Source organism: Vibrio floridensis, assembly GCF_021852965.1.
GTDB classification, from domain to species: domain Bacteria; phylum Pseudomonadota; class Gammaproteobacteria; order Enterobacterales; family Vibrionaceae; genus Vibrio; species Vibrio floridensis.
This window is the reverse complement of the sequence record NZ_JAKGCY010000001.1, coordinates 1-13,192: the sequence shown is the minus strand read 5'-3', so window position 1 is coordinate 13,192 and position 13,192 is coordinate 1. Positions and strand designations below refer to the sequence as shown.

The following is a 13,192-nucleotide window of genomic DNA, read 5'->3' as shown; positions in this document are numbered from 1 at the left end:
GTTTGAGCGTAGTGCAAATGCGCATCCTGAATGAGAAGGGAGTAGTGAAGTGTACGATTTTATTGTTGTGGGTGGCGGGATTGTTGGGGTCTCAACGGCTTGGCAATTGCAGCAGCGTTATCCAGAAAAATCGGTGTTATTGGTCGAAAAGGAATCGGGCTTTGCTCGTCATCAAACAGGGCATAACAGTGGTGTGATTCACGCCGGGGTCTACTATGCGCCGGGCAGTCTAAAAGCGGATTTCTGTAAACGTGGCGTGGAAGCCACCAAGGCATTTTGCACCAAGCATCAGATTCCGGTTGAAAACTGTGGCAAGTTGCTGGTGGCGACGACGGCAGCAGAAGTGGAAAGGATGAATGCGCTTTATGAGCGCTGCCATGTGAATGGCATTGAGGTCGAGCTGCTTGATGCGGCGCAATTGAAACTGGCGGAGCCCAATATTGTCGGTTTAGGGGCCATTTATGTGAAGTCCACCAGTATTGTTGATTACCGTTTGGTGACGGAAAAAATGGCGCAGGAACTGGTGGATTTAGGAGGAGAGGTGCGCCTCAACGCTAAGGTGATCGCGCTTGAAGAGCATGCGGATGAAGTGCAAGTTACCTGTGAGTGTGCGGGGGAAACGGTGCAGCTTAACGGGCGCTTTTTGGTGTCCTGTGGTGGGCTGATGGCGGACCGATTGACCAAGATGCTGGGTATTGAGACTGACTTTCAGATCATCCCTTATCGCGGTGAATACTACCGTTTGCCGACTAAACACAACCAAGTGGTGAAACATCTGATTTACCCGATTCCTGATCCGGATTTACCGTTCTTGGGCGTGCATTTAACGCGCATGATCGACGGCTCAGTGACGGTTGGGCCGAATGCGGTGCAAGGTTGGAAACGTGAAGGCTATGGCCGACTCAACTTCAGCATTCACGACACTTGGCAAATGTTGCGCTTTGCTGGGTTTTGGAAGGTCACCAAACAGCACTTTGCTACCGGGGTGAAAGAGTTGATTAACTCTTGGTGGAAGGCGGGGTATCTCAAACTGGTGAACAAGTATTGTCCGATGATCCAAGTTGGAGACTTGCAGCCTTATCCCGCAGGGATTCGCGCCCAAGCGGTGCTCTCAGACGGTTCGTTGGTGCACGATTTTCTCTTTGCCGAAAGTCCACGCAGCTTACATGTGTGCAATGCTCCCTCACCTGCGGCGACATCGGCGATGCCAATTGGAGAGTACATCTGCAATAAAGTTGACGCGAAGCTTTAAGGCGGAAACTCAACACCAAGCTGAAAAGAAAAGGGGCACTCAAATGAGTGCCCGTTTGTTGGAATTAGGAACCTAGGAACTAGGAAGCGAGGTACGAGGGACTAGAAATTAGGTACGAGGGACTAGAAATTAGCAACTTGGAAGTAGAGACTAGCTGCTAGAACCTAGAACCTAGAACCTAGAACCTAGAACCTAGAACCTAGAACCTAGAACCTAGCTATTGCTGCTTTCACGGTATTGGTATTGGTAGTCAACATCGACAATCGCGCGGTAAGCCACTTTGCCGCTCTCTTTCGCAAATTCTTCTACTTTCACTTCAATGTCTGAAATTTTCAGTGAATCGTAAACTGGGCGTTGGCTAAATACGGAAAGCTCGTGAGTCAGTTCAGTTGGCGTCATCGCGCGCAGCTCTTGTGCTTTCATTAAACCTGCATCATAGGCCGCTTGTTTGTTTGCGAACGTATCCGTGTGAAGAGACGTTTCGCCGATTTGAGTTTCAACGGATGCGAATGCGGTCGAGCTGAGCATTAACGTGGTAGCAAGCAGAATGGTCTTTTTCATGGTCATCACCTTCTATGGTTGGTGTTATTGTCTACCCAATCCATACTAGAGATTTCTATGTAAAGAATCCGTCAAGCTACGTAAAGAGCTGTCTAGTTACTGCAAAATATTTGTCAGGACGTCAAAAGCGTGTCATAGCATTCATTGCGTCAATTTCTCGAGCTATTTATCGAAACTCGAATAAATGATTAGTTATCAAACTCCAGTTGTTTTTCTCAATATTCGAGTCACTTGATCGCGTTAAAAACTGAACTTTTTAATCGTTTCAAAACCGAGCCAAATACATTTTTTATGAATCTAGATGATAAATCAGTCAATTTATGAACAATCTTGCCAGCGAATTTTAGCATATGTCCAAGTAACCCTTCGGTCTGCTCTCTAAATCGCTGAGATATATTGGCAATTTTTTCAATGGCTTGTGCAATTAGATCATAAAAAGTCAAACCACTCATTGCCATGTTCTGAAAAGACAATAACGCTACATAGCCAGCATCCCTTAGCAGTGTTCTAATTGCGGAAGCGATCTTATCAGCCCAGTAGTTATTGAATATTACTTTGTGGCTGTTTTGCAATTTTAGTCGGGTAGACTTATATATGTTTTCACAAGAAAATCTTTTTATGTGCTGCCAACTGTCAGAAGTTAAGGCTTTTTTGTACCCAATCGATGATGCCAATTTGTGAGCTTCTGGTTTTATACCAAAAGAGTTATCTAGCCTATACTCTGGGCTATTGGTTGGCGCGTGTGTAAACGGCCATAAAGGCACCATTGGGACAGGATCTGCTCCATTGGTACAACGGAAAATACATAAGTTAGATGACGAAGATTTTTGAGCGTATGAGAATAGTCCTATTCTTGGTGCACCAAAAGTATATAAAACAACACTTATCTTATATTTTTCTTTAACCCAGTCAGCGCACAAAGATGCAATCGCACCGCCTAAGCTATGTCCGACGCAGTGAATGGTTTTTATATTATTTAAATTTGCTTGAATATAATGAGCTAGTGATGCCTTTATGCTGTTAAATGTGTTCACAAATCCCGCATGAGCATAAGCACCATTGCTGCTGCCTTTCACTCCAATATTAATGTCCGTTAACTTATCTGCAGTAAAATCAAAATTCGTTCCACGAAATGCAAACACATACTGTCCATCCATAGAGCCATAACCTTGAGCACAAAGTACAAAATTGGAGATTCTATTTGATAATAATCCTAGTGGAGAGCCTGTTTTTGCCTTAACAGTTGTTTTCCCTGCATCAAAGTTAAATTTCTTTGCCAATCTGCGTTCAGGTCGAAATGTATTTGTTTCAAACTCAATATCATAAGCTTGCTCTGCAAAAGTGAGTGCATCTTTAGGGGATAGTGTTTTCATTAGTATAGTTCCTCGAAAGTCAACTTTTCTAAATCACAAATGCTATAAACTTCGTTCGTTACAGGTTCCTCTTCCGTTTCTGAATAAGTATATACTTTAAGGGGATTAGTAAGATTGCAGTAAAGATTTCCTAGAGAGGCTACAATCACATTCGATGGACTGAAAGTATGAAGTTTAGATTGCCATATCGTTATGTCATTGTTGGAGATATTAGTTCTAACAATGACTTGCACCCTAATGTCTTGTAAGTTACTTTGCTTATGTTTTTTTTCGGGTTCCACTGAATTGAAAAAGAAATAGCCATCTTCGTTAGTTGTCGCTTCGTCAGTTAAAACACCATTGTAAATAATGGTTCTTTCAATTTTTAATCCGCTAAATGACTCTCCATTTAGAACAATTTTTCCTCTTATTTCTGGACTTAAAATTGACTGCATTTGGTCTGTTTTTCCCTGAAAAGATAAAGTGAGTAATATGAAGAAAAGTCTATACATGATAATGTTCTTCGCCAAGAATCCTGCAGAAACATGCTCTTATTAGTTAAATGTTTATACAAACTATAATGTCATTTTTTGGGCTTGAATCACTTAAGTATGCAAATGACATTTCTGTATTTATATAATATGAATAATTTTTGTCATAGTTTTGGCTGTTTAGCACAAGCTGGACTGAGAAGAGTATTGTTAATCCATCAACAAGTTCGACCGATGGCAGACAAAGCAGAAGAACTAGATATCTTAAAAATGCCGTCACCGACTTCGCGAAAAATCTAAAGTAGATAGCTATGAATTTATGCTCGAAAATCTGCCGTGTTTAAGGGTTGTCTACATGACCAATACTTTCATGTAACGGCTCTGAATCAAAAATGGGCGGGTGACATAACGTATCTATGCCCAGTTAACTTTGAACAGCAAAATATCACTTAATGAAGTGTTCAGTTTGGCTGGAGCAGATCATGGTAATTGTGGCGTTGTGTTTCTTTCTTGATGAATTATTCATCCGCGAATTCGCTGGCGATTTTGATGAACATGTCTTCTTGCTCCAAAAAAGCTTCAATCACTTCGGGATCAAAATGTGTCCCATTGCCTTCGAGAATGATTGAGCGTGTCTCCTCATGGCTCATCGGGCCTTTATACACACGTTTGCAGCGCAGCGCGTCATACACGTCGGCAATGGCCATGAGCCGAGCACTGAGCGGAATACGCTCACCCGCATAACCATTGGGATAACCAGAGCCATCCCACTTTTCATGGTGCCCATAAGCAATCTCTTTTGCCGCAGAGATGAGTTCATTTTGCGCGCCGGAGAGTTTCTCTGCTTTCTCTAGAGCCAATAATCCCAGTGTGGTGTGAGATTTCATCTCTTCAAATTCTTCTGCGGTGAGCTTGCCAGGTTTGAGCAAAATGGAGTCAACTATGCCCACTTTGCCGATGTCATGCAGCGGCGCGGCTTTAAAGTAGGTATCCACAATTTTGGGGGTAAGAACCGTTTGATACTTGGGAAGCAACGCCAACTGCTCCGCCAGTAAACGCACATAATGCTGAGTACGCAAAATATGGTTGCCCGTTTCCGGATCGCGCGTTTCTGCCAAACTGGCTAAGGCAAACACCACCGCATCTTGCATGCGGTCAAGCTCGTGTGAACGTTTGAGTACCTCTTTCTCTAGGTAGCCATTTTGATCGCGCAGAAAATCTTTCGAGCGTTTATTTTGCAGATGGGTTTGTACTCGCGAGCGCAGCAAAGGAATACTGACAGGTTTGTGAATGTAGTCGACAGCGCCAAGCTCAAACCCTAGTTTCTCATCTTCGGGTGAATCTTTACCCGTCAAAAAGACCACAGGAATGTCTTGAGTTTTGTGATTGGCTCGAATTTTTCTGATCACGTCATAACCCGATAGCTCGGGCATCACGATATCGAGCAGCACTAAATCAATCTCAAACTGCTCTAAGATATGCAACGCCATCTCCCCAGATTTGGCCGCTTTCACGTGGTAGCGACTGGAGAGTCCTTGAGCCATAAACGCCAGATTGTCTGCGGAGTCGTCGACAATCAAAACGGTGCAATCATCCAGATTTTCAATAGGCATATATCAATCCTGAAAAAGTTTTCCTGCAACTTGCTGAACAATAACTAAACTTATCAGTAACTATAGACAAGCATCGATTTATTGCACTGTTACCTTGCAAAAAGGCCCAGCGAATGCGCTCAATTAGAACTTTATTTATGCTGCTGTTTTTGGCGATGGGGATCTGTTCTATTGCCATGTTGTCTGTCACGCAAAAGGTGGCGGAGCTTCGAACCCAAAGTCGGGATTATCAGCAAGACCTTCATCGGTTTTACCGTCTTTCTCAAGAGCTCAAGCAAAGCTCAGATCATTTGACTAAGTTTGCACGAGCTTATGTGGTGACCGGAGATGATGACTGGGAAGCGCTGTTCAACAAGGTGTTGGATATTCGTGACGGCAAATTGCCTTTGCCAGTGGGAAATGAATACGAGTATTGGGACCTCGCTGCCAGCTCTGCCGAATATGTTCCACCGTTTACCAGTGAGACAGGCATTCCGCTACTGCAAAGATTACGTGATTCTGGCATCAGCGCCACCGAGTTTTTAGAGCTGAAAAGCGCCTTAATGCTGTCGGATAACTTGGTCAATATTGAGCGTGAAGCGTTTTTAGCGGTAAAGGGATTTAAGTTAGAGCCCGATGGTAAAGAGCTTTATACGGGCAAACCGGATCTGCCTTATGCGCAATCATTGCTGTACGGCAAAGTCTACTTTGAAGAAAAAGCCAAGATCATGAAAGCGATCGGCTCAGCGCATCAAGCGATCGTTCACCGTATTGAAGGTAACATAGAACAAACCGACACTCAGGAGCTGCAATATCAGTATGTGTATCGAGTGTTGGTGGCCATTTTACTCGCATCGATCGTTGTTTCGTTCACGCTGTTGTGGCGTTTGTACATCAGCCCATTGAGTAAGCTACTGCGTACGGTGGTGAATCAAGTGAAAGCGCAAGATTACGCCTTTACGATTACGCAAACCGCGTATGCCGAGCTGCAAAAATTCATCGACAGTTTGAATGTGGTCTTCCACCATATTTCCGAGCAGCTGAGCCAAAACACTTTAGTGAAAGATTTCAACATCGTGTTGCGAACCAGCCAATCGACGCAGTCTTTGTGCCATGAAGTCACCCAGTTTCTGCTTCATCAATTTCCTGTGCAGCAAGTCAGTATTGCGATCTACCGCGATGACAAACTGATTCGTATCGCCGGGGCGGGTTACGACGACACCATCAGCCGTGAGATCAGCGATCAGAGCTCAACGCAGCTGAGCGTGTTGCTGTCCGATAAACCCTACAGCATGAAATCATTGCAGGGAAAATACACCACGCACGTCAATGGCGGCGTGCTGGAACTGAATGAAATTTACTATTTCCCGTTGTGTGTGAACAAACAGCCGGTGGCGCTATTGGAAATTGGTACGATCGATACGCTTACTCCGTTACAGTATCAATGGTTATCACAGATGCTGGATGATCTTTCTGTGAGTATTCAGCTGAGCCAAAATGTGGAGCTGCAAAGAAAAGCGGAGCAGAAAGTACTGGAACAGTCACAGCTCAATCAAGAAATCCTCAACGCGACCCCCAATCCGATGTACTGCCTTTCAGCGCAAGGCAAGTATTTAACCGTCAATGCCAAATTCAGTGAGTTGACGGGCTTGGCGATGCACGAAATTGTCGGACGCACCCCGATAGAAGTGTTCAGTCAGCAAGAGGCCTCGCATCATTTTACCAAAGTACATCAAGAGCTTAGCCAAGAGCAGTGCAGTAAAAACTATGAGCTGTCGCTGCTTGATAGCCAAGGTGGATGCCGCGATATGTTGGTTTGCGAAGCGTCGTTCAATAATAGCCAAGGTCGTGTTTCTGGGATCGTGGGGATCTTGTTGGATCTCACCGAGCGCAAGCAGATGGAGTCAGAACTGCGAGATGCGAAAGACACCGCCGATGCGATGAGCCGAGCGAAAGGGGATTTCCTCGCCAATATGAGTCATGAAATCCGCACCCCGATGAACGCCATCTTAGGCATGGCGCACCTTGCGCTCAATACCGAACTGGACCCTTCCCAACGCAAGTACCTCACACGCATTAATGAGTCCGCGAAGAACTTACTGGGCATCATCAATGACATTCTCGATTTCTCCAAAATTGAGGCGGGCAAACTGAGTGTCGAGTCGATTGATTTCAGCTTGGATGAAGTGTTTGAAAACTTGACCAACGTCATTTCGTTTAAAGCACAGGAAAAAGGCATTGAGTTCTTGTTGGATATCGACCCAAGAGTGCCTGTCGGCTTGGTGGGTGATCCACTTCGTCTTGGCCAAGTGTTGGTGAATTTGTGTGGAAATGCGGTGAAATTTACCGAAAAAGGCGAGATCTTGGTGTCGGTAATGCCGGAGTCGCAATCCAGTGATGATGTGACGCTTCGCTTCTCGGTGAAAGACACTGGCATCGGTATCGATAAAGAGAAAATAGCCGATCTCTTTAACGCTTTCTCACAAGCGGACACCAGCATTACTCGCGAGTTTGGTGGCACAGGGTTAGGGCTCAGCATCAGCAAGCAGTTGGTGGAACTGATGGGCGGGCAGTTGTCGGTCAGCAGCGCAGTCGGTATGGGTTCGACGTTTACCTTTACGATTCACTGCGGTTTGCAAGAAGCGAAAATGCGTGACATTGCTAAACCAATTAGTGGCTTGGCAGGCAAACGTGCCTTGATTGTCGATGATAACGATTCCGCACGAAACATTTTAATGACGCTACTGAGCGCGATGCAATTTGATGCCAAAGCGGTGAGCAATGGCTTCGAAGCCTTAGATGAGCTCCGTCAAAGCACCTTTGATATGGTGTTTGTTGACTGGAACATGCCGGGCATGAACGGGTTAGAGCTGTTGCAAACGGCCCATCAAGAGCGATTACTCGCAGAAACGAAAAACTTCTTGGTGACCGCCTATGGACGCGAAATTTCCATGGATGAAAACAGCAGTAAGCTGGTGGATTCTTTAATCGTCAAACCGGTGAATCCGTCCAATTTGCTAGATGCCATTATGGACAGCTATGGCATTGAACATGTGACACGAAGCAGCACGACCACGACGTTTGAGAAACCGGTGTTTGATGGACAAACCTTGTTGCTGGTGGAAGACAATGAAGTGAACCAAGAAGTGGCGATTGGTCTTCTTAATGGTACAAATCTCAACATTATCACCGCAGATAACGGCAAGTTAGCCATAGAAGCACTCGAGCATCATCCGATTGATCTTGTTTTGATGGACATGCAAATGCCGGTGATGGATGGCATTACCGCCACCAAAGCGATCCGTGAGCGAGCTGAGTGGGCGACATTGCCGATTGTCGCCATGACGGCCAACGCGATGCAAAGCGATGTAGAGCGCTGCCATGACGCGGGCATGAATGACCATGTCGCAAAACCCATCAATGTGCATAATCTTTACCAAGTGCTTTCTCAGTACTTGTCAGCAAGCAATGTCGCTAATGCAGCGAGTCACACCTCGTCATCATGTTCGACCTCGGGTTCACAGAGCAACCCAGATCGGCCAGCCTCTGCCGATGAAGACGATTTACCCACCTTATCCGGTATTAATATAAAAGAAGCGATTTTTAACACTGGCGGGAATAAGGAAAGTTATTTGTCGATTTTAAGTCGTTTTTTAGAGATGCAATTGGAAGAGTTGCCTATGTTTAAAGAGGTAGTGGAAAAAGAAGATTGGGATATGGCGTCGCGTATGGCTCATACCCTCAAAGGCGCTGCGGCCAATCTTGGCGTTACTCCCCTTGCTCAGTTGGCAGTAAAAATGGAAAAGAGCATCGACCATCGCAGTAAAACCGTGATTGGCGAGTTGGAATTAGCAGGCGTCGCGCTCGACAAACTTCACGCACAATTATCGGAATGGCAAAAGCGGCATGTCAATGTGAGTGAGCAAGAATGTGGAGAAGCGGCAGAGCTCTACAAACGGCTGGTCGAGCTCGTTGAGCAATACGATGTGGCGGCGGTGGATGTGATTAAGCAGGCCAAAGATTGCGATGTATGGACGGATGAGCAAAAGCAGCTGCTTATCAATGCCATTGAAAGTTTTGAGTTTGAGCAGGCCAAAGAGATGCTGACGGCATTTCCAAAACCTGAGTAAACGGAGAAAAAGCGCAACGACGAAGAGCGAAGCGTTAATGATAACTGGAGGGATGCTGTTCCCTAATTCCCTATAACAACAACGTAGTTGGCAAAGTTAAATTAACAAGGAATGAACAGTATGAATATCAATAGCACGATGAAACTGGTGTTTGGGGTTATTGGCCTTGGCATCGTAATCAGTGTGGTAACGGTGTTGCAGCTTAACGGATTACTGCAAACAGTAAATCAGATGTCGCAGGTCCGTTATCAATCTTACCAAGCTGCGGATGAGCTACGCCAAAGCTCTGATGACCTAACACGTTTAGGACGTACCTATGTGCTGACAGGTGATGAAACCTACGAAAAAATGTACATGGACATCCTTGCCATTCGAAATGGTGACAAACCGAGACCGCAAAACTACCACACCATCTACTGGGATTTGGTGTTGAACTATGGGCAAAAACCCAAAGCCGATGGTGCAAGAATCTCATTGCAGAAAATGATGGAAAATCTGGGCTTCACCCAATCTGAGTTTCAACTTCTTAAACAAGCCCAACAAAACTCCGATGCTTTGGTGAACATGGAAGTCAAAGCGATGAATGCAGTCAAGGGGCTCTATCCAGATAGTGCAGGCAACTACACTCGTCGAGCTGAGCCAGATATGGCAATGGCGGCGAAACTCTTGCACAGCAAAGAATATCACCAAGAAAAAGCCAAAATCATGGCACCGATTGATGATTTCTTTAAAGAGTTGGAAGCACGGACAAATCGTCAGTTTGAAGCGGCGGCGCACGATGTAAGAACCACGGTGATGATTGGTAATGTCTCTCTCATCGTGGTGTTTGTTATTGCGATCATCGGTTACATTTTGGTTAACCGCAAAGTGGTAAAACCCATCGACCAAATGGCCAATATTTTGAAAGAGGTCGACGTTAACTCTGATTTGACTTTGCGTGTGGATGACAAGAGCAATAACGAGCTTGGCGTCATCGGCACCACCATTAACAAAGTGTTGATCAGCTATGCGAAAACCATCAGCAAGATCAACCAAGTAAATACCACTATCTCCAATATTTCTGAAGCCATTCAGAGTATTACCCGACAAAATATCTCGATGGCGGGTCAGCAGAACCAAGAGATGGAAATGGCGGCTACCGCAATGGAAGAGATGACCGTAGCTTTGTCGAATGTGGCAGAAAGCACAACGATGGCGGAACAGTACGCAGGTAGCGCAGAAAAAGAAGCATCAACCAGCAAATCGGTGTTCGACAAGACCACCCGAGAATTTAGCCAGTTGGAAGGGGAGTTCACCAATACATCGCAGATCATCCAACAGTTGGCGGAAGAGTCCAATAACGTGGGCAATGTATTGGATGTCATCAAGGCAATAGCCGAGCAAACCAACTTGTTGGCACTCAATGCAGCGATAGAAGCCGCGAGAGCGGGTGAACAAGGTCGCGGCTTCGCTGTGGTTGCTGACGAAGTGCGTTCGTTGGCGCAACGCACGCAAGACTCTACAGGAGAAATTGAAAGCATCATCATGACACTGCAAGAGAAAGCTAAGCGGTCAACGTCGACCATACAAAGCAGTGCCGATAAGATGCAGTCAACACGCTCGAATATGGGTGTGGCGAACGATGCACTAGGAACGATTCAAGGCTCTGCGGTTGAAATACATAAACTTAACACCGCGATTGCGGCGGCAACCGAAGAGCAATTGGCGGTTAGTGACGAGATCTCCAGTAACTTGGCTAATATCAAAAATCTCTCTTCAGAAATGAATGAAGCGATCAATCAACTTGGTCCAATTGTCGTCGATCTGCAACGTAATGTTGATGACCTCAACGGTGTGGTATCGCATATCCGTACGTAATCGTGACACACAATAGGCGATTCTCTTGCGAGTTTAATGCTCGCAAGAGCGTTGCTATTGTTGCAGATCCAGTTCGTTTTGAATCAGAGTGACGCATTGGGAGGCAAACAACATTTTAGGGCCAAGGCTAATGTTTTGCGTCCCGAGGCGCTTGAGACTGTTAAAGGTTTTCTTTGGCATCGGAATATGGTCAGTAAGTAAAAAACAAGGATTGGCAGCAAACTTAATGTCGCGAACAAACTCGCCTTTCTTTTCTAACATATATAACTGATGGTCTTCAGCCAGCTGCTGGACCAATCGTTCAAAGCTAATTGTACGAACGGTCACACCCGGTTCGACATTTCTTAATTCTTCTTTGCCCATACCCGTAGAAGCATCAAGCGCACGAACAACAATGTTCAACAAGTTTGCCTCGTGAAACCCTCCGACATTTGAGATCTCATTTGAGTTTATCGTTATGGTACGAGAGAAATCTTTTGTGCTTTCTAGCACTAAATGAACAATGATGTCTTCACGATGTGACTGAGCAACAAACATCGTGTTCATCAGAGTATGTGCAAGAATCTCAGTATGAGCCTCGTTACCGACCCCTTCTAATAACGCTCGACTGTTTGTCGGCGCTGCGCGTGCGCGTAATACAAATGTACGCATGATAGACCTTTGCAGTGAATTCGAATGCACGGAGTATATACCTAACAAATAGTTTGTTGCGAGTCATGCTGTTATCAAAGTGAGTATTCGAAGTAGAGTGAAAGAGAGAGCAATTGAGAGAAAGCTTACAAAGGAAACGTTGCGAGTGCGTATTGCTTGGTTAAACTAGTCTGGCACTAAAAGAAGGAGGGCGGTATTCGTGCGTCAAATAAATAAAGAAGCATATAGAAAGAAAGGGAACATGGTGATAGTGGCGTTTCTACTGGCTTTTGCCTGTTCTGCCATTGCATTTAGTACATTGTTGATTGCCCTATTTGGTAATACAGACATTGTTGAAGGCGAATCAACGGGAAACTTTGTTTGGAACCTAGTCGGAGTAGTTATTGCTCTTGTCAGTACGCTTTCAATCTTGAATCAAATAAAGACGCATCGCTATTTTGATGAGCTTTTGTATGTATGGAAGCTTAAACAGACTCATTTAAAGATCTATCGTAAAGTGACTATCCTCAAACATGCTGCTCATAACGAACACAATGAGAGAGCAATGACCATTCTTAAGTTTTACTATCAAACTCAGCAGCAAGTGTACGAGTTAGACAACAATACACTGACAATAAAGAGTGTATTGAATGAGCTGGAAAGGATTCGTCAGTGGGAACAAAACCACAGAGTGCTCAATGCATCCGATTTCCAAGCTGTTTGGTTGAACGATTTCTGACGAAAACAGATGCTTTTTTTTAACATGGAACCAAGAAAAATAACCCTTTGATTGTTTCTTGCGCGAACGAACGGTTTTGTGACATTTTTTATCGAAAAGCACTTGCCAAAGAAACTTCGTTCCCTATAATGCGCATCCACCGACACGGCAGACAGCGTAAGGCTTCAGCAAGGTCGGGTGAGGTAAAAACTTCTGAGAAAATAAATTTGAAAAAGTGTTTGACTCTTCAAATTAACTCGCTAGAATGCACCTCCGCTTTGAGAGAAAAACTTCTCGAAAAGCAAGCTCTTTAACAATATAAACCTATCAATCTGTGTGGGCACTCGTTGATGATAATCCAATTAGAAACTTCGGTTTCAAATTAGGTATCAATGAACTGAGTGACCAATCGAGATTAAGTTTACTTAGTCTTGGCACAGTCAATTCATTATCGTTCTGTTGGAACGATAATAGCTTTAAAATTACATTAGTAGTTTTGAAGTCAGTATTCATTGAGCCGAACAAAATCTTAAATTGAAGAGTTTGATCATGGCTCAGATTGAACGCTGGCGGCAGGCCTAACACATGCAAGTCGAGCGGCAGCACAGA

The 13,192-nt window shown here is 44.8% G+C and carries 9 protein-coding genes, 1 rRNA gene and 1 pseudogene; 6 read left to right on the top strand and 5 right to left on the bottom strand.

The window, feature by feature from the left end; translation table 11 throughout:
- The first annotated feature begins 49 nt into the window (after positions 1–49).
- A complete protein-coding gene (lhgO, locus tag LZU85_RS00055) occupies positions 50–1,252 on the top strand; it encodes an L-2-hydroxyglutarate oxidase (protein ID WP_237286037.1) in 1,203 nt (400 codons plus the stop codon).
- A gap of 213 nt (positions 1,253–1,465) precedes the next feature.
- Here lhgO and LZU85_RS00050 read toward each other — a convergent pair whose 3' ends face one another.
- The 3 genes from LZU85_RS00050 to LZU85_RS00040 form a co-directional block, all read right to left on the bottom strand.
- Complete coding sequence (locus LZU85_RS00050) at positions 1,466–1,813, bottom strand: DUF3316 domain-containing protein (RefSeq protein ID WP_017421450.1); 348 nt, start codon at positions 1,811–1,813, stop codon at positions 1,466–1,468.
- 227 nt (positions 1,814–2,040) lie between these two features.
- A complete protein-coding gene (locus LZU85_RS00045; protein WP_237286036.1) occupies positions 2,041–3,186 on the bottom strand; it encodes a lipase family protein in 1,146 nt (381 codons plus the stop codon).
- Positions 3,186–3,677: a DUF6795 domain-containing protein gene (locus LZU85_RS00040; RefSeq protein ID WP_237286034.1), complete on the bottom strand. Its 492-nt coding sequence runs from the start codon at positions 3,675–3,677 to the stop codon at positions 3,186–3,188. Before LZU85_RS00040 ends, LZU85_RS00045 begins: the two co-directional genes overlap by 1 nt.
- Before the next feature lie 222 nt (positions 3,678–3,899).
- Here LZU85_RS00040 and LZU85_RS00035 point away from each other — a divergent pair.
- A pseudogene (locus LZU85_RS00035) lies at positions 3,900–4,026 on the top strand (IS3 family transposase); the annotation flags it as partial.
- A 148-nt stretch (positions 4,027–4,174) separates the two neighbouring features.
- Here the strand turns inward: LZU85_RS00035 and LZU85_RS00030 are convergent.
- The gene (locus LZU85_RS00030) at positions 4,175–5,269 is read right to left on the bottom strand and encodes an HD-GYP domain-containing protein (protein WP_176297764.1); all 1,095 of its coding nucleotides are present in this window, start codon (positions 5,267–5,269) and stop codon (positions 4,175–4,177) included.
- A 113-nt stretch (positions 5,270–5,382) separates the two neighbouring features.
- Between LZU85_RS00030 and LZU85_RS00025 the strand changes: the two genes are divergently transcribed.
- Positions 5,383–9,378: a response regulator gene (locus tag LZU85_RS00025; RefSeq protein WP_237286032.1), complete on the top strand. Its 3,996-nt coding sequence runs from the start codon at positions 5,383–5,385 to the stop codon at positions 9,376–9,378.
- A gap of 120 nt (positions 9,379–9,498) precedes the next feature.
- Positions 9,499–11,235 (top strand): methyl-accepting chemotaxis protein, encoded by a 1,737-nt coding sequence (locus tag LZU85_RS00020; protein ID WP_237286031.1) that lies wholly within the window; start codon positions 9,499–9,501, stop codon positions 11,233–11,235.
- 54 nt (positions 11,236–11,289) lie between these two features.
- Here LZU85_RS00020 and trmY read toward each other — a convergent pair whose 3' ends face one another.
- On the bottom strand, positions 11,290–11,886 hold the full coding sequence (gene trmY / locus LZU85_RS00015; RefSeq protein ID WP_176297767.1) for a tRNA (pseudouridine(54)-N(1))-methyltransferase TrmY: 597 nt from the start codon (positions 11,884–11,886) through the stop codon (positions 11,290–11,292).
- A gap of 199 nt (positions 11,887–12,085) precedes the next feature.
- Here trmY and LZU85_RS00010 point away from each other — a divergent pair, with 199 nt between their 5' ends.
- Positions 12,086–12,604, top strand: coding sequence for a DUF3087 family protein (locus LZU85_RS00010; protein ID WP_176297768.1), 519 nt, complete (start codon positions 12,086–12,088; stop codon positions 12,602–12,604).
- 510 nt (positions 12,605–13,114) lie between these two features.
- A 16S ribosomal RNA gene (locus tag LZU85_RS00005) occupies positions 13,115–13,192 on the top strand; the annotation flags it as partial.